This window comes from Photobacterium obscurum, assembly GCF_026191635.1.
GTDB classification, from domain to species: Bacteria; Pseudomonadota; Gammaproteobacteria; order Enterobacterales; family Vibrionaceae; genus Photobacterium; species Photobacterium obscurum.
The window spans coordinates 104840-125902 of sequence record NZ_JAKRRW010000012.1; the positions used below are offsets into that span (position 1 = coordinate 104840).

The window sequence follows — 21063 nt, forward strand, 5'->3', positions numbered from 1 at the left end:
AAACAGCCTGCTATATCAATTAGGATAATCATATGATCATCTTTAATTCGTAATAGCAAAATCCTTCAATGCCCGTAGGAACGGATGGTTCATGAACTTATAAGTAACAAAGCGCGGATATCTTGGTCTAATACCAATCTGGTTCAGTCGTGGGTATGGATGACTCAGATGCCTTTGAACAACGACTGGGCACTACGGCTGACAGGCAGCTTATTCGCCCCAATCAACACAGAGAACCGCCCCGTGAAATCCTTATGCACCTTGTCAATAGCGGCGACATTTACAATCGTTGAGCGATGGATCTGCCAGAAATGATCCGGATTGAGCTGCTGCACCAACCCCTTTAGCGCACTGCGGATAATATATTCATCAGCCCCACCCGGCGCACCATCGTTTTTCTTAAATACAGAGACATATTTGTCCTCTGCTTTGAAGTAGAGGATATCTGATACTGAAATCAGATAGATATCATCACCCTTGCTCGCTTTTACCCAGTTCAGATACTCAACAGGCTTCGGTTGAGAAAGCTGGTTAATCTGCTGGATCAAACTACCAAGCTGATCGTGCCCTTGAAAAGTTGAGGCCATATGTTGGCCTGCATGTTCCGCCAATCGAGCTTTAACCTTATCACACGCCTGTTCTAGCCTTCGCTCCGATAACGGCTTAAGCAGATAATCGAGTGCGTTTTGCTCGAAAGCATTAATCGCATATTCTCTATAAGCTGTCGTGAAAATAATATGTGGACTCTTCTCTAACTTTGACAGTGCCTTGGCGACAGCCATCCCATCAAGCTCCGGCATACGAATATCGAGGAAAACGACATCCGGCTGATGAGTGGTAATAGCATCAAGTGCATCGATGCCATTGCCCGCTGCGGCAACAATTTCAAGTTCTGGCCACACATCTGCCAAGGCGCGGCTAAGGTGATGACGAAGAATAGGTTCATCATCTGCAATCACGGCCTTAGCAAATTCACCCATCATGTTCTCCTTGTTTTAACAGCGTATTGAGTTGTGCCTTTGGCAATATGATAGTGGCGGTAACGCCCCCCGCAGCAGGCTCTTTTATTGTCAGGCTGGCTTTCTTATCAAACAGAGCTGCCAATCTTGATCGGATATTCTCCAAACCCAAGCCATGCCCGCCAGAGGACATTTCCGGCTGGATCCCGTATCCGTTATCGATTACCTGTAGTAATAGCTCACTGTCGTTCTCTTCGATGCGTAGTTCGATATGCCCACCATCGCCTTTAGGCTCAATACCATAGTAAACGGCATTTTCAACCAATGGCTGAAGAAGTAACGGCGGGATACACTGAAACAGGTTTACACCATTATTGGTTACCTGATAACTCAGCCTGTCACCTAAACGAATTTGCTGTATATCAAGGTAAGCCGATATCAACGCCACCTCTTCTTCCAGGGTAGTTAGGCTTTCGCGGTTTCTATGCAGATTAGTACGCAGCAGGTCGGTGAGACGCTCTAACATCCGTTTGGCTTTCGCGGGCTCTTGATCTATCAATGCAATGGAGTTTGCCAAGGTATTGAACAAGAAGTGGGGTTCAATCTGGCTTTGTAGCTGCTGCAACTGACTTAAAGCCAGCGCTTTTTCCTGCTCCGACTGTTTGCGCTTTGCTTGCTCCATCTCTTGTTGGGCAACCAATTTTTGCTCGTAGGCATAAAAGTAATAAAAACAGACGACAGTAAAAATCAGTGCCAATAAAATTACCGGTTTCATCTGGGTAAAAGACTGAAAGTGCTCATAGTCACTTAACCAATAAAACGCATTTATCGTGCCGAAGAGCATTGCCGCCGACACTGATAAAATGTTGACCTGACGAAAGGTCATACCGGGAAAAAAATGGCTAAGCAAACGGGCCGATACTATTGCACTGAACCCATAGCCAAAGCTAATTATCAGATCGTCATAGAAATTGTCCGGCCACACAAAATTCGTTGCGACGGCGATAACCACACAAAAAACGCTGGTCACCCCTACCGTTCTTAACCAATGAAAAGCATTGCCTGAATACTCTATCTGCCCCATTAGAATCGTCCTTTAAGATTTAATAAAATCATACAGTTATCGGCCAAGCTTCGGTAGGCCGACTGCTTGTCTCCAGTCACAAAACGGGCAGCAATTTCGACATCGAACTGCACAGCGCCCGTATCAACCGCAGAATAGTTAAGCCACTGTGTGGCAATCATGCCGTTATCTTGGGGGGAATACAGCACGTCCAAGGTTGGCGTTAGCTCATGCAGCCATGCCATATTTTGTGACCAGCTCCATTGCTGCCAGGCACTTCTGTCGAGCGTCCAGTGAAACATCACATTATGGCTGACTAAATTCGCCGCTTGGTAACCCTGGGCATGCGAATATCTCAGCCCATCGGCCATACTTTCCGCTTTTAGTTGGGTCACGCGCAGGTAGGCTTGTTCCCATTCGGTCTTGCTCCAGCTACGACTGTCGTACCAATATTCCAGCACAACACTCTGCCCTGATTCATGTGCCCATGTCAGCCCGACTAAACCTTGAGCTCCATCGCTCTGTTTATCTCGCTGTACTGGCTCGAGTAGCGAATCTGGGATCGTAAAACTCTCATACTTGTTTTGGTATATTGCTGAAGCATGTAACTCCCAGGCCTCGTCCAGAACCGTAACCCAACTTCCGCCCAGCAAACCGCGCCGGACATCATCATAATAGCCGATCCCCTGCCACTCACTGTCACCCGCCAGCCAATAACGCCTGATACCAATACCCTGCTGTTCACTGCTTTGTTCCAGTTCGGAGCCTTGTTGCGATACCCAGGACGAATCAGCATAGATCAGCGTCCACTCACCGGTGTTCCACCAGCAATCATCAAAGCAATAATCAAAATAAGAAACTGATACTACTCCCGCCCCTTCCTCGACTTGGATACCAATCGGGTTTCTTCGATAAGGCTTGATAATATCCAGCGGGCGATAACCATAGCCGACACCCCAATCAACTCTTACCTTTCCCAACGTAATATCGAGATCCACATCTAAAAATGATGCCGTACCCTGCCAAAACAACTCTTTAACCACCAGCTCTGCTTCACTGTCGTTATCTGGTTGGCTGGAGTAGAGATTGTTGCCTTTCAGAGCCAGTACACCGAGCCACTCAAGGTAGCGAAGCTCAACATCCAACAGCGCATTTATCGACTTCTCATTTTCATTCTGGCTATCCGGAAAATACAAACTGCTCTTTAACTTTTGATGCTCGAGGCTAACCATCCAGTCCCAATTGGCTTCCAGTTGGTTGGCATCGACCAACCTCGGCAGAAGTAAGCTTGCTAACAGGAATACAGTGACTCGGCGCATGCTAAAGCTCCGATACACTATTTCGTGACAAATAGGCCGGGTTATAGAACTTCGCCTCCAGCGCCATCGGTACAATCTCCTGATACTCAATCACGGTTTTCTTATTGGGCTGAATTCGGTCTAGCAATGTCATTGAGACGACCCCAGTGAGTGAATCTCGCAGCCCTTTGGTAAACCACGCTTCTTTTGCTAATTTTCCAGAACGTAGGTACAAGTTTGCCTTAATCGGGAAGTCACTGCCCTGCTCAAGCCAAAGCTCTATCCGCTGATAGCTGGCCCCAGACGTTTTGGCCGTTAGTTCCAGCTGAATAGTGTTCAGGCTCTCCGTCGATGGTAGCTGCAATTTTGTTTCCTTAACCCATTGGCCTTGGTAGTCCTCACTCCAGGTTAAAGTCGATATGTCGCCAACCGATGCTTCTCCCAGCAGCTTTTGCATCGGTGTAATGCGGATCGGACGACGACTTTTCGGCATCAGCAGCCAGTAGTTATCACCCAGCATCAGCATTTTCTGTCCTGCCTCCACCTGCGACTTGAACACCACTAGCGATTCACGATTAGGACGGGTATAAACATTATATTTGCGGGTTTTATCAAGCTCACCGTTTTCATACAGCAACACCTGTGACACGACTTTTGCAGCATCTGCATCCAAACGATACTGATCTGCACGTTTTAAAATCTCGCCAACTGTCTTTTCCGGTTGTGCATTAACATTACCGGCCAATAACCCCAGCAAAACCATCAACACTGCTTGTTGAATCCGTTTCCTATTACATACAAACCATTTATACATAAGAGAGTGCCTCCGTAATGGATCTGTTCGTTCCTTTTCGCGCAGAGAAATAAGCAGCAAGCAGGCAAATGATGAGTACGCTGCCAGTGGCATACGTCACAAGCGGTAATGAAAAATAAACATGAATAGGATAACCTTCAGCATGCCCCGGTGGTGGTGGCATGTTAATTTCAACCACCATCAGCAGCAATGTCGTTGCTAGCGTCATCAATCCGCCAATCACCGAACCGATCACCGCCAAAAGCCCCGACTCCAGCATAAATCCACCAACAATCTCTCTCGGGTAGCTGCCTAGCGCAGATAAGGTTCCAATCTCCCGGGTTCGCTCGGTCACCGACATGGTCATGGTATTAAACAGGGAAACGAACACGACCAACCCCATAACCGCTCCCATGATGCCGAATATGCGGTTATACAAGCTCTTCACGCTGGTATAGAAAAACGCACGGTCTTGCCAGGGAGTCAGCTCAATCAACTGCTCAGAGTCCATCGCCATGAGTTGGCTATCAATAACCGACAACAGGGCTTCAGTCTGATCCGTGCTATACAAAAAAACCGATAAAGTGCTGACTTTGTCTGATGCCAGTAACTCTTGCGCTGACTGGATTTGAATATAAAGCTGGCGCTTATCTAACTCCGGGACACCTGTTGAGTAAGTCCCATGAACCTTAAAGTCGACCGCGTTCAGCGCACCATCACTGGTTGTTACTAATAAGGTTATCCAGTCCCCCACCTCAACATCCATATTTCTCGCCAAATCAGCACCCAACATCACTTCCGGCTCCAGCGGATCGTAGCGGCTTGATGTGATATCAGATAATGTTTTGCCTTCTCGCATACCCAAAAAAGGGCCTTTGAGGTCAAACTCTCGGTCGTTGACACCTGTACCGGTAAAAATCGTCGATTTACTGCCATTGGAAATCAGTCCACTAAAATACACCCGTGGCTGAACGGCACGAACATCGTCGTTTTTCATGAGCACGTTAATCATGGCTCGGGTATGACTCAAACCATTGCTCAGCGGCATCTCCTCGTCTTTTTCGAAGTATCCCGGTTGGCTCAGGGTAATATGACCCGTCTCTCTGGCGGTTGACTCTTCAAGTGATTCATAGGTGTACAAGCCAAACCCGCCTGCAGACGTCAAAGCAAAGATGGCAATGGCTATGATCATGACGGACAACAGACTACGTCGCCCGTTTCGTAGTAGATTCAGCCATGCTAATTTGAGGTGGTATGGCATAACCAGGTCTGTCAGGTTACCGCTCCCTAATTTACCAAGTTCTAACTTACCCATCTCATTGCCTCCTGCAGGATCTTCCCGTCCAGTAATTCGATTGTTCGGTCGCAATGTTCGGCCATACGAGGATCATGGGTCGCTACGATAAACGTTGTTCCCTGTTCGTGACCAAGCTCCTTCATGATGTCGATTACCCCATTGGCGGTCTGGCTGTCCAAACTGGCAGTCGGCTCATCGGCAATCACCAAACTTGGCTGATGCACCAGTGCCCGGGCAATCGCCACCCGTTGCTGCTGTCCCCCAGATAGGTGATCCGGTCGATGGTCGATATACTTCCCAAGGCCAACCTTTTCCAGCATTTGTTTGGCCTGACGCTGTTGTTCTTGCTTGGTAAGCCCATTGAGATGCAACGGATAAGCGACGTTTTCCAACGCCGTCATCACCGGCACGAGATTGAACTTTTGAAACACGAAGCCTAGCTGGACTCGGCGAAATGCAGCTGCTTCCAAAGGAGTCTTCGGAGCCGGTTGCATTGATGATGGGTTGGGGCCAAATAGCACTTCCCCCTGATAGTCCATATCCAGCAAGCCAAGTACATTCAGCAAAGTACTTTTCCCTGAACCTGACGGCCCGCACAGTGCCACCATTTCCCCACGCCCGACAGAGCCTGACACTCCGTTTAAGGCATGAACGTCCTGTTTTCCCAACAAATAACGCTTCTGAATCATAGAGAACTGAATCATACCTTTCTCCCTAGGCCTCAGTGATTGATACACGGGCTTTCTGTGTTAGGGGATGGTTTGCATCATTGCGCTCCATTACGGCTAGCCACGTTTTAGCCTGAGGCAAATCTTCAGCCCGAATAGCCGCCTCGATGGCATAGCCGTATATCCAAGCAGTCGCTGCAAATGGCGCCTGCGAAAACTCCGGTTGGGCTAACAAGGAAAGGTAGATATCGTAACCACGCTCGAAGCGGTTAAACATATCAGGTAGCAAAGTGTATGTAGACGCTGAAATGGCCTGAGTCAGATAGGATTCCGGCACCCCTTGCAGTACCTGTTGCTCTTGCAGCGGAATGGGATTAGCAGCGAGTAGGTTGAGCCCTTTATCTATTTTTGCCAACCCCTGCTCGACATATTTCATCGCCGTCCAGGGCATCCAGGCATCACGGCCCTTTAATGTTTCGGCGCTACCTAAATAGGCTAATGTGACGGGCTTAGCCCCTTCCCTTTCAATGAGGCTCTCTAGTTGTTGATAAACCGTATCAACTTTGGTTTTATCCCCGGCAGCCGCTTGATTATACTGGCTGATCATCTCTTCTAATGGAGTGGCTAGCACAAAGGCAGGAGCAAGCAAGAGCATGCTGAACAATACAACCTGTAGCCTGTAAGTAATCTTCTTTTTCATTGTCTGTCTCTCCAATTGTTTGGGTATGACGACAAGAATAAACAAGATGATTTGGTGAAAATTCACATTGCGATAAATTGCAACTTAGGTGCGCGAATAAGGGAAAATTGCGACTGAATTGTCTTACTCTTTAGAAGACTGCCTATTACGCCTTGAGCGAAATCGGGCATGAGGTGGCGTGGAGTGTTTGAATACTCATCGATAAATACTTAAAGCCTGAGTTTCATCGCCTCAGTCCAATCATTTTATCCCCTTCTTAAGATGGTCATCGCAAGATAAGATATAAATAGCAATGCACTCAAAGTCATATAGTAAATATATTAAGCTAGTATATTTTTATGATTGGATTATCATGATAAATTAAGGCAACTACCATAACGATCCAACAAGATATAACTAAAAAATATGCAAGAGCCAAATGAGAGACTAGTAACACTGTTTTGCTATGAAAATAAATCAGCTGGGTTGCTGATGCGAAGCAGCTTGAATGCTCTATGCAAAGTAGAAGCCTATCACTCAAACCGCAAAGGGGATGTTATTCACCTTTTAGAACATCACTCTATCCAGCTGATGTTCGTTGCTGGCTCTGAAGAATATATTAAAGAGATATATCACAACATTAATAGTGTATATAAAAACAAAACTCTCGCTGATAACCTCAGAACCATTATCGTTGCAATTCCAAAAATATTGAATACTCAGTCATTAAACTTCCTTGTAGAACAAGGATACGATCTGATTTTAGATGATAGCTATCAGTTAAGAGATTTTAAAAATAAATTTTCACCTCTCTATAATAAACTAAAAGCAAGGCGTTTACTGGCAAACAAATTGGAAAAGCTAGAGATAACGGAAAAACTGTATTTGCAGATTGTTATTAAGTTTATATCCGATCACCGTCTGGTTAAACTTATATTCAAAGATTACATTGAAAGAAAGTACAATATTGCACTCCTTGAAGCTCTCTATAAGAAGACAAATAAAATTAGTTTATTGACTGAGTTAACACACTACTTTGTCGAGGACACCCGCTCCCAACGTGGTCTTGTATACTCCGCAGAATTATTAAAAACAAACCCCTGGTCGTTCCGGGCAAACCATACGCTGAGTAAGTATCACATAGCTAAGTCACCAGAAAAATCACTGGCATATTTTTTAAAGACAGATCCAAGTAAGCTGTGTGAAACAGAGCCTGACTTCATCTTTGAACTGCTGGCAAAAAATAAGTCTAGCCACTCTATTGACATTCTAAATCAATATATTTTAGCACGGAAAGATGCTATTTTAGACCTAATTATATCAGCATCAAACCGAAGTTTATACCAACCAAAATTACTGAGAAAGCTTTTTGTAAAAGTGTTAAGCAACAAGCGAATCAAGATAAATATCACAAAAAAAATAAGTCAAAACCATTCAAAACAAACGGGTTTCGTACTGTCTATTATGCCAATATTGTTGGCGGGAAAATCCTATGCGGCAAGTGAATTAATAGTACGCGAAATCCGCTCTTTAGAAGATACAGACATATCACCTAAAGAAGCCGTTGTTTATTCGTTGATGTTTTCCCTGCTTGGAAGAAACAGTTACGCTAAAAAAATTACGTTAGATGACAATCTAGAGGCGATTAGTCAGCTGCAGAAAGATAATATTTCAAAAACATTCGATACATTAGAAAAAGAAGTAAAATCACAAATTAAAACGATTTTAGCATGCAATAATGCAGACGATATCTTCAATCATTATAAACAATACCCATTGTCTAGCGAATTATTACACGCGACCTGCTTGTCATTAAACAAATTAGATATAAATGACGATCGATTTAAAAAAGTAATCAATACCTCTATTTTTCTTGAAACATCTGCAGAAAAACGAGATGAATTGAGGCAGATAAAATCACAAGTATTTAAATGACAGCAATAGGCTTATAGTTAAGCCTTATTGATTAATTCGTAAATTTCCTTTGCTAGCATATAATTATGGCTGTAGGAGAATACCAGCTTACTCGAAGGGCGATTTGCTGATATCCCCAAACTGCCTCAAGATGCTTGGGTATAGTACAAAACGACAGCTCAAGCTGCCGTTTAGGCCGTCGGTTAAACCATTTCCTGCTGTACTATTGTGCGGGCTTCTATAGCCTGGATGCTATCAACAAGAAGCTGCGACAGAGTCGCTTTTTGGTTCGTATTAAAATCAAACATTACAACCTTCGCCGTGCCTGTTGTGGCTACTGCGCCAAGCTTTTGGCTCACAATTGCGTATTCCATCGTAAAACGATCATCTTTTAGCTCAGAAACACGACTGCCGATATAAAGCGTATCAGGAAAAGTAACCGGTAACTTATAGCAACAACTGGTTTCACTCAATACTGGCCCTACTCCCGTTTTATGCATTTCTTCCATCAAGGCAACTTCACGAAAATATTCTATTCGAGCCGTTTCAAAATAGCGGAAATACACCACATTATTGACATGATTAAACGCATCCATCTCACCCCAGGCAACCGGCACCTTGGTGATCACTGGATACTCATTTAAAAGCTCTTTCATCTGTGCTCCTTGCTATAGGTGTAAAATATTGCCGCCAAAATCAATATGCTCTCCCCGACAAATGAATAGCGGCCTAGAGTATTTAATCTAGACCTGGGATCGTAATTTGGCAAAAATCAATGTTTGTTCTCCGCTTCACTTCACCAGAAAAGCCCGCCAACTCCACATATCCATAGGCCACCTTGTAGCACGCTAGCGACGTTTTGCATTTTAGCCCCGTCTAGAACTGGTCAAGATTTCTCCAGTTATGAAAGCGCCGTGTAAATTTCCGCCGAGAAATCGCTAAGCGCCTTATTTTATAAGGGAACAGGGGCTATTTTAGGGTATCCTTAGCCACCTTTTTTTATCGCTTGGCGGCATATACCGACAAGCTGAAATTATGAACCTGATGGCTCATAGAAACAGAACCAATTTTATGCTTTACAACGAAAATTTACCGGTACGGTACCCGAAAGGGTCATTTGCGATGTGGACGGTATACAGCTTCACGGGTGCATCCATTTTTGCTTCAATCATTTTCTCTCTGCTACTGTTTTTGTCGATTGACGAAAATCCGGTTATGCAGCTTCTCTTTGGTGGCCTGGCTGTCATTTTTGAACTGGGTAAGTTTTTTGCCTGGTATGAATTTGGTGAGCGCCGGGCTCGTCGAAACTATACCGGTGCTTTCTCGGCATTTGCCTTCTATGCGGTTCTCGCAGCGATCTCAATTGGTGGCTCAGTCGGTGGCATAAACAGCGCAACCAACAAGGCGCAGAGCCATGTCAATGTTCAGCAGAGTAAGATCAATAGTTACAACATGCAGATCGAAGCAATCGAGAAACAAATTGAACTAAACAATGTTGCGGCCGAAAAATACATTCAGATGGAGCGGATTGCTACGGGGGTAACCCGTATCCAGCGAGAAAACGACAAGCTACGTCAACAACAGCAAGATCTGGCTACCGAACGCGATAGCCTGCCAGTTGTCAGCCAGGGCTCGGTCATTGGCCTTATCGACAGCTTGGCTAAGTCACTCAATGTACAGACCCAGACTGCGCAGCTAGGCCTGGTTGTTTTCTTATCCGTGCTGCTAGATTTCTTCGCCGCATTCTTTGTTGGCTTGATCGGCGAGGAGCTACGCTTCCGGAACCAGTTTCGTAGCATGAACCCAATCACCATAAATGCGTTCTCGGCTACCGAACCCAAAGAGCCAGAGCTACTAACAAATCACATGGAAGCCGGTCAGGATGCAGAAACCTGTGATATACCCGATATTCAAGCCGAGCCTGAAGCGCCCAAAACGGCTTATGAGAACGTCATAGATGCGCTGAGTAATAACCAAGTCAACTGTACCAAGCGGGCCGTGACGCGATTTTTGAAGCTCACCAGCGAAGAAGTCGACGACATCTTTAAGCAGTTGCTCGAGGAGGGCATTGTCAGCAAGAAGCCAAACAATCACTATCAATGGCACGGTGTAACCGAAAGCTAACAACTTTCAGATTCTGAATAAACTTGCCCGCAGTACGAAAAATCGACTGCGGGCTTTTTTATAAGGAAAATAAGCCAAAGCAGTCGTTATTTCCGCAATCTAAACTTGCGGCAGATCACAGTTTTATTGTGCGGTGTTTTTTATATGATGAGAAAGTCAGCTTACAAGGAAATATAAAATATGAAAAAGATGAACTTACTTGTCGTTGCTATGATTGCGGTATTACCAGCTGTATCACAGGCTCAAGATGTGCAGACTTTCGTTGGTGCGAATTATGAACATGGCTCAGTCCATGTCGGAAGCAGCAGTACCAGCATGGATGGGGTTAAGTTTCAGGCCGGAAGCCAACTGAAATGGGGAACATTAAAAGGTACAGCCGCAACACTTAGTGGAGAAGGCGCAGAATATGACAACTACTCAGTCGCAGTCGAAAAGCCATTTAACATTGAACAATCCAACGTCTTCATCTCACCAGAAGCCGGCATTACCTATACTCATTTTGAAAATGATGCATTCAATAACTCAGACTTCGGACTCATGGCTGGGGCTTCGGCTGGTTACAACTTCAATAAACAATTCCAGATTGTAAGTAACTACAATCACTCCTTCGGGATGAAGCCACACCAGGATAATATTGATGAAGATAGTGTAAGCGTTGGGCTGAACTACCGATTCAACTAATGTAAACCAAAATTGGCTACCTAACTACAAAGCTAGCTCCTCCGTCTGTATTACGGTACGGGGGAGCTCACTTCCATTAGTGATAAATTAATACAATCAGTTACACTGAAGTAATACAGTCTTCATTTTTCACACCTGATTAAAATGGAATTCAAATTTATACTAATGAGAAAAACACACCGCTCTTTTTATCGCGTTTTACGGTTTATCAACTTTAGTTTTATCGCTGTCCTTATCGGCTGCTCCCAACAAGCACCAATCAACAAGGAGTTTAGTACCGGCATTCCTTTTGATACCAATACCGCCTTAGCTACGTATACCCTACCCTACTTAGAGCCCTATTCCAGCCTTTCCGGCTTTTACCCGCTTGATGACGGACAAGAGGCACTACTTGCCCGTTTGGCTATGATTCAAGCAGCCGAGAAAAGCATTGACCTGCAGTATTATATTTATCGAGATGACAATACCAGCTCGCTAATGACCTGGGCGCTTTATCAAGCTGCCGAACGTGGGGTTCGAATACGAATATTGCTGGATGATATGCAGTCACGAGATGATGCCACCCTTGCCACCTTATCTAGCCATCCCAACATTGAATTGCGGCTATTTAACCCTTTTGAAAACCGTTCTTTTCGGCTGCTAGGCTTTGTCGGTGATTTCGATCGATTAAACCGCCGCATGCACAATAAGGCAATTATTGCCGATGGTGCCTTCGCAATTACTGGTGGTCGCAATATTGGTAACGAGTATTTCGCCGCCAATGACACCGTCGATTTCGGTGATTTTGATCTATTACTCATTGGTGCAGCGGTTGCCGATATCACCGTTCAATTTGATGTGTACTGGAACAGTCGCCCAGCAACGCCCGTTGAATACCTGGTCGATAATATTCAGGCTCCGACAGAAACCCAGCTAGCCCAATGGCATCAAACATTGGAGAACTATTTTAAAGACTCGGCCTACATCACAACCTTGGCCGAGCTACCACTCGCCCAAAATATTAAAAACCAATCGCTCGATTTTTATTTGGCCGAGGCCGTGGTTGTTTATGATCAACCGTCAAAAGTCTATGCCAAAGATACCAATGCACTGTTGCTGCACCAGATCACTGCGGTACTGGAACAGGCCGAATCCGATTTCTTGCTAATTTCTCCTTACTTCGTTCCAACAAAAAATGGAGCAAAAGCATTGGCTGATGCGGCAAGAGAAGGATTAAATGTCACCATTATTACCAATTCGCTGGCATCCAATGATGTATTTGCCGTACATGGCTGGTACGCCAAATATCGGAAGATGTTACTAGAAGGCGGTGTGAAGCTTTACGAGGTTAAGGTCGATCCCAGTCTGAAAAAAGACCGCTCATGGCTCGGCAGTTCGCAGACTAGCTTACATGCAAAAACGTTTATTATCGACCGGCACACCGTATTTGTCGGCTCGTTTAACTTCGACCCCCGTTCGGCCTATATCAATACCGAAATGGGCGTCTTCCTGGATACGCCCGAATTTGTGGAACATATCTATCAACAAATGGACACTGGCTTGATCAAAAATACCTATCGTTTAGCACTTAATAACGGCGAGATCATTTGGATTGATGATCACAATGCAGTCCAATTTGATTCCGAGCCTAATGCCAGTATCTGGGCTAAAATAGGCGCATGGTTGTCGGGCATACTACCTATCGAGAGCCAACTATAACCATATTATATTCCAGCTAAAAAGGTGAGTATGGTTGCTCCACACCCACCTTCTCGAAACCTCTAGAAACTAGCTAGTCTTCTACTTTCAGTACACCTCGGCGAATTTGATCCAACTCGATAGATTCAAACAACGCCTGAAAGTTACCTTCACCAAAGCCCTGGTTACCCTTGCGCTGAATAATTTCAAAAAATACCGGGCCAATCACGGTATCGGTAAAAATCTGCAACAAGATACCGGTTTCATCGCCATCAATGAGGATCTTCAATTCATTAAGCTTGGCAACATTCTCATGGTGGCCGGGAACACGCTTGTTAATGCCTTCATAATAGGTATCCGGTGTATCCATAAAGGCCAGCCCACCATCTTTCAATGTTTGCACTGTCTCTAAAATATTCTCAGTACTAAGGGCGATATGCTGGATCCCTTCCCCGTTGTACTGATCCAAGTATTCGGCAATTTGTGATTTATCGTCATGTGACTCATTAATTGGGATACGGATTTTTCCGCAAGGTGCCGTCATGGCACGAGAAAGCAAGCCTGTCATCTTCCCCTTAATATCAAAATGGCGGATCTCTCTGAAGTTGGCAATTTTCTCATAGAAGCTTGCCCACAGATCCATGTTGCCACGCTTAACATTATGAGTAAGATGGTCAATCACTCTCAAACCAGCATCCAATTTCGCCATCTGGGCTTTATAATCAGGATAATAGTCAAAATCAATCTCGTAGATATCATGCTCGCCATATCGATCGACCAAGTAAATTAAAGACTCACCGATGCCGTAAATAGCCGGAATATTTAACTCCATCGGGCCGGCCTGAGCCGCACACGCCGTTGCACCTTTCTCGACAGCATAAGCAAGTGCCTGGCTAGAGTCTGCAACCCGAAAAGCCATCGCATTCACACTGGCCCCATGAACCCCTGCAAACCCGGCAGCTTGCGAATGAGATTCGCCATTCACGATAAAATTGATATCGCCCTGGCGATATAGCCAAACAGCCTTGTGCTTGTGTTTAGCGACTTCAGCAAAACCCATCATACGAAACAGGTTCTTCAAATTTGCGATACCCTCTGGGGTTGGTGCCGTATATTCCACAAACTCAAAGCCATCCGTTCCCATTGGATTATCAATCATCTTGCCCATCCGTCTTATCCTCACTTTCTATTTTCAGCAACCAATAGCCAAATACTCTGGCGCCGTACTTATAGAAGTAGCATTACCGGACGAAAGATGAGAAGGTTTGGCCAAAAACAATGTTAATCAAATGTAAATCAAACACGTAAACGCAAATTGCCAGTCCAAAAAACAGATGCAGAAATCCACCTAATACTCTTGTAACCAGATTGATTGATAAATGTTTTTATCTTTAACCGTCCCTACCCATTTCAGTACCTTTCTGTCCCACCCTTAGATACAGCAACTACAGTTTATAAGGAGGTGAAAGAATGAATGTAAATAAGCGCGATCAACTGAAATTCCCCAAAAGAAAAAAAAATGAAACTGCGTTGTCAGCAAAAGCTGACATTTACCTACCCACCATTCATTTCCTCAGAGCGGAGTTTAAGCATGCGAGGCAACATGAAAAAGGCATAATTCGTGATGACCACTGCGAATTTCTCCACCAGTACAGAGTGGCACTTAGACGTTGTCTAACTCTGCTCTGCCTGCTTAGTCCATTGTTTGCCTCCCAGCCCAAAAAGATGCTGGAAAATGAACTTAAGACAATGATGCTAAAAACCAACCGACTGAGGGAGCTCGATATCTTTCTATTTAAGATGGATGACTGCTTCTATTGTTTAGAACACAAATATCACCAGGGGTTGACGTGTTTTTTTGATGAGTTGCAGGATGAACGAAGAAAAGCCTACAAAGAACTAAAAAAATGGCTAAAAATGGAAAACTATGAGCAACAATGCCTATTGGTCGAGGGACTTTTGTCAGAACTCGACGTACCCTCAGCGAATGGTAATACATCCTGCCAGAGCTTTGCCAAACAGATCATTTGGAAGCATTTTAGCCATATTCATAAATTGTGTAACGAATTAAATAGCAAGAGTCCCGATAGTACAGTCCACCAATTACATATCTCCTGCAACAAGTTGGGCTACCTAATGGATTATTTCACACCCCTCTTCCCATCAAAAGAAAACAAGACGCTAGTACATGCCATCAAACAGCTAGAAGATGAAATCGGTAACTTCAATGACTCTTCAATCCAGTTAAATGTCCTTGGTTGCTACCTGAAAAAAAAGAAAGAAAACAGCCATCGCAATAGAGCTATCGCGCAGTTAGTCGACATCACTCAACAGCACCATATCAAATTTAAACAACAAATGATTAAACAAACCCAACGCTTTGCCTCACCTGCTAACGTCAACAGCTTTCAGGCCATCTATTGCATTGAAAAATAAAGTTAATATTCAATCTATTACTGATTATCAAAGTCACAATATTACAGACAGACTAATTCACATCGTATGCTAAGGCCTTAGGGCGTGATAGCTCTTCGAGGATACTATTAATCGGCTTTGGCTTACCGATACCGTAGCCTTGGGCAAAATCGACTCCAATCATTGTTAGCCGCTCTTTTATCTCATCACTCTCGACAAACTCAGCTATCGTTTTCATTCCCATGACATGGCCAATTTCATTGATCGACTTAACCATAGCGCTATCAATCTGATTATCCAGAATATCCTTAACAAAAAGACCATCTATTTTAAGCGTACTCACCGCTAAGTTCTTAAGGTAAGCGAACGATGATAAGCCACTGCCAAAATCATCTAATGCGAACTGACAGCCAAACTCCCGCAATGTATTGATAAACAAGCTTGCATCACGTAGGTTGCTAATCGCAGCGGTTTCCGTTATTTCAAATTTAATCTTGCTAGGAGGCAGGTTATCGCTTTCAATCTGATGCATTATATGACGCAGTAAATCGTTATCACCTAAAGATGCGCCCGAAAGATTAATCGCCAGGTGATCTAAATCATCAAGCTGAGACTGATTTTTTTTCAGCCACGCAAAAGTGTGATCGACAACCCAGCGGTCAATCGGTTGAGATAAGTTATATCGATCCGCCGCAGGAAAAAAAGCACCGGGAGGAATAATGTCACCATTTTTAGCTCGTAGGCGGAGTAGTACCTCATAAATCTGCTTATGCGGTGCGCCTGAGAGTGACACGATAGGCTGTGCATAGAGCTCGAAGCGATTTTCGCTTAGGGCATCTTTTATTTCATTAACCCACCGGAATTCACCATCTCGCTGAGCAAGCAACACATCATCAGAATGATAGACGTGGATTCTGTTACGGCCTAAATCTTTGGCGGCATAACAAGCTGAATCAGCATGGATCAGTACTTCCGTAATATTACCCGAAGTCTTGCTTATTGGCGTTAGACCGATGCTAACTCCAATACTGAAAGTATTCTTCATCCAAATAAACTGAAACTTTTTAACTAGGTCTAATAGGTTTTTTGCCGTTTTCTCTGCTAATTCCTGATCACAATATTCCATTAAAATAGCAAACTCATCACCACCAATTCTGGCTAACGTATCTTGCGGACGTAAGTTTTTTTGTAATAATAAGCTTAATTGACGTAATAACTCATCGCCAGCGACATGGCCGCATGTATCATTAATAATTTTAAACTGATCGAGATCTAAGAAGCACAAAGCATGTATAGTATTATTCTTTTGTGCATCATCAACTAACCGAGCTAATTTTAATTCAAATTCGTATCGGTTAATCAAACCTGTCAGCATATCATGCTTCGCTTGAAAGACTATTTTCTGCGATGCAGCTTTTACTTCCGTCACATCCTCTTGAATACCAATAAATTGAGTAATAATGCCTTTATTATTAGAAATTGGCACAATACTAACTTGAGCCCAATATAAATCACCATTTTTCTTGCGATTCTGTAGCTCTCCGTGCCATTCATGCCCGGATAATATTGTTGCCCACAAATGCTCAAAGACAGAGCGATCTGTTTCTCCAGATCTTAAAATATTTGCTTTTTTTCCAATCGCTTCAGCAGGCGAATAGCCTGTGATCTTAGAAAATTTTGGGTTCACATATTCAATAGTGCCATCAATGTCTGCAATAAGAATGCCATTAGGGCTACTTTCTACCACCAGTGACAGTTTATTTAAGTTATCCGTGCTCTGTTGTTTTTCCGTCATATCTTCATAAACACCAACACCACCTTCAATCTTACCACTGCTTGAATACAGTGGCACAAAGTCGGCGTGAAGGAACATAAAGCGGTTCCCGATAATAGACGTGTAGGCACCGTCAAAAGAGCTAACATTTCCAACTAAAGATTGTTGAACGGCTTTAAGTAACTGAGGGTCTTTAAGGTGTGTGAGCATGTTAAAACCAATCAGAGCCTCACGTGTTTCTCCAATAATTTCTTCAAAGCGCTTGTTCGTTTTTATTAACTTTCCATCAGTGTCGTAATGGAAAATACCAACAGGCGAATGCTCTAGAATTGAATTAAGCTTTGCTTCACTTTGAACCAACTCAGATGTCCGCAGTTCTACCCTTTCTTCCAAACTCTTAGCCAGACGGCGTGACTCTGAAGTAAATGCAAGAAACAAAGGATAAAGCAATAGTAAAAATAATGCAGAAATTACAAGTGTCAGGTAAAAATTTGCTCTTAACAGTGTCTCAATATGGCTAATGGAAATATCAGCAGCGGCAATATAAGCCGTTCCATCTTCAGCATAGAGGGGAATATAAATACTACGAAAACGTCCCCATTTATCACTGTATTCGGTGAACCCCTTTTCACCACTTTTCAACACTTGATATACCGATGGATCAACATCGTCATAGTGTCCGTAAAAAGTCGTCAAATTTATACTGTTTTTCAATTCTTGTTCAGATGCACTTGCGGAAGTGAACAACATTTCATTATTTCGTAGTATCAATGTATATATGTAAGCAATTTCATTGCTACGTGTATATTCCGATAACTTAGTCGTAATTTCCAAATTCTGCTCATCAGACAGATCACCTTCAGCCATTGCCTTATTATGAAACTTGCTTGGCAGCAACAATGGAATAGTTCTTGCGGCACTTTCAAGTTGGCGATCCAGATCTGAATAGAGCTGCCTTTTTTCTTGGTAGTAATTGAAGGCGGCAAAAACAACAACCCAGAGAATGTAGAGTGCAACGGCAAAGTAAATTTTTATATTATTTTTTAGACTCTGCATTTAGGCGATATGTCAGACTGATTAAAGAAGCTAAATTCTGCGCCCCTTGCGGTTAAATTGCAAATGAGAACACACTGTTTTCGAACATAATATCACCTGTAGGATGGATTGGCAGCCACCCGTTATCAGTGTTATCTACCCGATTAAGCTGACCCAGAAGCAATATTGCATGAACTTGAAGCCTGGCAATATCAGGCTTCTTATTCCCAGACTACTGTATGTGATTACGCCTTCAGCGCCCTTAAGATATCCTCTTCCATCGATTCCGGGCGCTTGGTCGGTGCATAACGCTTAAGTGGTCTACCGCTTTTTCCAACCAGAAACTTAGTAAAATTCCACTTCACTTTTTGCCCCAGCAAGCCGGGTAATGCTTTCTTCAGGTAGCGGAACACTTCATGTGCCTCGGGACCATTCACATCCACTTTCTCAAACATCTGAAAATCAACACCGTAATTGATCTGACAAGCTTCTGCTATTTCCTCATTGCCACCCGGCTCTTGATCGCCAAACTGATTGCAAGGAAAACCCAAAATGACCAGCCCCTGATCTTTATATTTAGCGTACAAGTCCTGTAATCCCTGATACTGAGGAGTAAAGCCACATTTACTTGCTGTATTAACGACTAATACTACTTTACCGGCAAAATCATTCATTGATATTTGCTCGCCGCGGATCGAGGTTGCTGAAAGATCGTAAAACGTTGTCATTGTTAATCTCCATAGACAGTACAGCCCATCACATTGATACTAGTACTAATACGTATTAACTTATCAAATCAGATTAGAATTATTATTCTATTTTTGCATTTATATATTAAACGCGCTCTAGGTAATACCAACTCTCACATTAGAATTAGCCCCATAATGGAGCTAATTCAACAGTTTTAGTGATTAATGGTTGATTTTAAAAGAGCCAACATGACGATCTAGCGTCTGGGCAAGCCCCGTCAAATTTTGACTGGATTTTTCTAGTTCTTGGCTGGCCGCAAGACCAGCTTTAACCAAGTTATCCACCGTATCCATATTGACGTTAATTTCATTAGCAACGCTAGACTGCTGTTCAGTTGCAGTTGCGACTTGTGTATTCATATCAAGTATCACCATTACCTGCGCTGAAATTTGCTCAAGAGCTTGCTGAGCCTTTTTCGTTGCCTGAGAGCCTTCTACCGTTAGTGATTTACTACTGCCCATCGCATCAACAGCGTTTTTCGCTTCATGCTGCAGTTGGTCAATCATAGTTTGAATTTCACTGGTTGACTGAGCCGTCTTAGTCGCCAGATTTCTTACTTCATCGGCAACAACTGCAAAGCCACGGCCGGCCTCACCTGCACGCGCAGCCTCAATAGCTGCATTTAACGCCAACAGGTTAGTTTGCTCTGATATTCCCCGTATTACCTCCAGGATAGAGCCGATAGATTGTGTTCTTTCGGCAAGGGAGGTTATCACCTCTGACATATCATTCATTTGCTCTGCAAGCTCAGTAATCGTACTTGTCGCTGCCCGTAAGATTCTTTGCCCTTCCTCGGTTTCTATATTGGCATTTTCTGCAGACTCCGCGGCACCGGCTGCATTCTGTGATATTTCACCGATTGTGGCTATCATTTCATTCATCGAAGTCACGACTAACAAAGACTGCTCGCTCTGCTCTTGACCTCGAGATAACGCCTGCTGGGATTGACTCCGCAGCTCTGCTGCAGAGTGACCAAGATCTCCTCCAGTGTTAACCACCTGAGCAACAATCTCATTGATTTTTCCGACAAAGATATTAAATGCCGTGGAGATATGGGCAATTTCATCATTACCGCGAACCGGCAATCGAATTGTCAGATCACCATCCCCTTTCGAGATATTTTCCAGCGCATGCTGTAGGCCTGAAAGCGGTCTTAGCAATTTACCCAGCAACAACATAAGTACACAGCCACAAATACTGAAGATAGCCAAGATAGCGATTAGCTGTGTCATCACAATGCCCTTCGCGGCTTCGCTAACTTCTGTGATAGGAATACCGATATCAAAAGTCCCGTATAATTCACCATCCACGTAAACGGGGGACAGGATGTCATAGACCCATACATCCTGCACATCGGCATACCATTTGGAGTGTTGTGGCTTTCCTTTTGTTGCTCCTGCCACGGTATAGCTGTCATTATAGATTTTGTTGAGTTTTTCGATGTCACTATGGGCAACAGCTTGAACATTTTTATCAATCACTACCGCATAGCTAATATCAGAACGGATTTTCAATGACTGAACTAATTTTTGTAAATCGTCTAAAGGCTGTGGAGAGGTACTTAATATGTATTCCACATTTTTAGCCAGTAACTCGGCTTGTGCCTGAGATTTCTTCAAAATGATCTTATCTATTTCTTGATTTGATATATAAGATGTTGAAGTCACACTTGTTATTGCAGCAATTGCAAACATTATGCATACAGCAATTAATATTATTTTCTTCATGAACCCGTTCCTTGATGCCAATTGCAGCAATAAAAAACCTAACCAATTAATACGTGAAGCACATCGCTAAGCTTAAGCCGGATAACGAGAAAAACGTTTATCCCTTGATGCCTCAGCGCGCAAACGCTTACTTCGAGCCGAAATCATACACCCGAGGTATGCATATCACTCTGATGCATATTCAAAATATTGATATTGCTCTCTATATG

Annotated in this window: 17 protein-coding genes; 5 read left to right on the forward strand and 12 right to left on the reverse strand. The window is 43.7% G+C overall.

Features of this window, described 5'->3' with window-relative positions; all coding sequences use genetic code 11:
- Nucleotides 1–164: 164 nt before the first annotated feature.
- The 7 genes from MD588_RS15630 to MD588_RS15660 are packed head-to-tail and all read right to left on the reverse strand — an operon-like array spanning nt 165 to nt 6778.
- Nucleotides 165–980, reverse strand: coding sequence for a LytR/AlgR family response regulator transcription factor (locus MD588_RS15630; protein WP_265698349.1), 816 nt, complete (start codon nt 978–980; stop codon nt 165–167).
- The gene (locus tag MD588_RS15635; RefSeq protein WP_265698350.1) at nt 973–2043 is read right to left on the reverse strand and encodes a sensor histidine kinase; all 1071 of its coding nucleotides are present in this window, start codon (nt 2041–2043) and stop codon (nt 973–975) included. The genes MD588_RS15630 and MD588_RS15635 overlap by 8 nt, the downstream gene beginning before the upstream one ends.
- Complete coding sequence (locus tag MD588_RS15640; RefSeq protein WP_265698351.1) at nt 2043–3341, reverse strand: hypothetical protein; 1299 nt, start codon at nt 3339–3341, stop codon at nt 2043–2045. The genes MD588_RS15635 and MD588_RS15640 overlap by 1 nt, the downstream gene beginning before the upstream one ends.
- Nucleotide 3342: 1 nt before the next feature.
- Complete coding sequence (locus MD588_RS15645) at nt 3343–4134, reverse strand: outer membrane lipoprotein-sorting protein (protein WP_407676579.1); 792 nt, start codon at nt 4132–4134, stop codon at nt 3343–3345.
- Nucleotides 4127–5428 carry an ABC transporter permease gene (locus MD588_RS15650; RefSeq protein ID WP_407676580.1) on the reverse strand — a complete coding sequence of 434 codons (1302 nt, stop codon included), beginning with the start codon at nt 5426–5428 and terminating at the stop codon, nt 4127–4129. Before MD588_RS15650 ends, MD588_RS15645 begins: the two co-directional genes overlap by 8 nt.
- Nucleotides 5416–6114, reverse strand: coding sequence for an ABC transporter ATP-binding protein (locus MD588_RS15655; RefSeq protein ID WP_265698352.1), 699 nt, complete (start codon nt 6112–6114; stop codon nt 5416–5418). Before MD588_RS15655 ends, MD588_RS15650 begins: the two co-directional genes overlap by 13 nt.
- Nucleotides 6115–6124: 10 nt before the next feature.
- Nucleotides 6125–6778 (reverse strand): hypothetical protein, encoded by a 654-nt coding sequence (locus tag MD588_RS15660; RefSeq protein WP_407676581.1) that lies wholly within the window; start codon nt 6776–6778, stop codon nt 6125–6127.
- Nucleotides 6779–7183: 405 nt separating this feature from the next.
- Between MD588_RS15660 and MD588_RS15665 the strand changes: the two genes are divergently transcribed.
- On the forward strand, nt 7184–8692 hold the full coding sequence (locus tag MD588_RS15665) for a hypothetical protein (RefSeq protein ID WP_265698353.1): 1509 nt from the start codon (nt 7184–7186) through the stop codon (nt 8690–8692).
- A 182-nt stretch (nt 8693–8874) separates the two neighbouring features.
- On the opposite strand, the gene MD588_RS15670 is transcribed toward MD588_RS15665, so the two are convergent.
- A complete protein-coding gene (locus tag MD588_RS15670; protein ID WP_265698354.1) occupies nt 8875–9327 on the reverse strand; it encodes an acyl-CoA thioesterase in 453 nt (150 codons plus the stop codon).
- A 415-nt stretch (nt 9328–9742) separates the two neighbouring features.
- Between MD588_RS15670 and MD588_RS15675 the strand changes: the two genes are divergently transcribed.
- The 3 genes from MD588_RS15675 (at nt 9743) to MD588_RS15685 (ending at nt 13174) form a co-directional block, all read left to right on the forward strand.
- Nucleotides 9743–10795 carry a Preprotein translocase subunit SecY gene (locus MD588_RS15675; RefSeq protein WP_265698355.1) on the forward strand — a complete coding sequence of 351 codons (1053 nt, stop codon included), beginning with the start codon at nt 9743–9745 and terminating at the stop codon, nt 10793–10795.
- A 180-nt stretch (nt 10796–10975) separates the two neighbouring features.
- Nucleotides 10976–11476 carry an outer membrane beta-barrel protein gene (locus MD588_RS15680; RefSeq protein WP_265698356.1) on the forward strand — a complete coding sequence of 167 codons (501 nt, stop codon included), beginning with the start codon at nt 10976–10978 and terminating at the stop codon, nt 11474–11476.
- 165 nt (nt 11477–11641) lie between these two features.
- On the forward strand, nt 11642–13174 hold the full coding sequence (locus MD588_RS15685) for a phospholipase D family protein (protein WP_265698357.1): 1533 nt from the start codon (nt 11642–11644) through the stop codon (nt 13172–13174).
- A gap of 73 nt (nt 13175–13247) precedes the next feature.
- Here the strand turns inward: MD588_RS15685 and hppD are convergent, their stop codons facing one another.
- Complete coding sequence (gene hppD / locus MD588_RS15690; protein ID WP_265698358.1) at nt 13248–14321, reverse strand: 4-hydroxyphenylpyruvate dioxygenase; 1074 nt, start codon at nt 14319–14321, stop codon at nt 13248–13250.
- A 302-nt stretch (nt 14322–14623) separates the two neighbouring features.
- On the opposite strand from hppD, the gene MD588_RS15695 reads away from it, so the two are divergent.
- Complete coding sequence (locus tag MD588_RS15695; RefSeq protein WP_265698359.1) at nt 14624–15589, forward strand: CHAD domain-containing protein; 966 nt, start codon at nt 14624–14626, stop codon at nt 15587–15589.
- Between the two features lie 52 nt (nt 15590–15641).
- On the opposite strand, the gene MD588_RS15700 is transcribed toward MD588_RS15695, so the two are convergent.
- The 3 genes from MD588_RS15700 to MD588_RS15710 all read right to left on the reverse strand — a co-directional run bounded on the left by MD588_RS15700 (nt 15642) and on the right by MD588_RS15710 (nt 20854).
- Nucleotides 15642–18398 (reverse strand): EAL domain-containing protein, encoded by a 2757-nt coding sequence (locus MD588_RS15700; RefSeq protein WP_265698360.1) that lies wholly within the window; start codon nt 18396–18398, stop codon nt 15642–15644.
- Nucleotides 18399–18622: 224 nt separating this feature from the next.
- The gene (locus MD588_RS15705) at nt 18623–19105 is read right to left on the reverse strand and encodes a glutathione peroxidase (protein ID WP_265698361.1); all 483 of its coding nucleotides are present in this window, start codon (nt 19103–19105) and stop codon (nt 18623–18625) included.
- Nucleotides 19106–19288: 183 nt separating this feature from the next.
- Nucleotides 19289–20854, reverse strand: a complete 1566-nt coding sequence (locus MD588_RS15710; RefSeq protein ID WP_265698364.1) for a methyl-accepting chemotaxis protein — start codon at nt 20852–20854, stop codon at nt 19289–19291.
- Between the last annotated feature and the right edge of the window lie 209 nt (nt 20855–21063).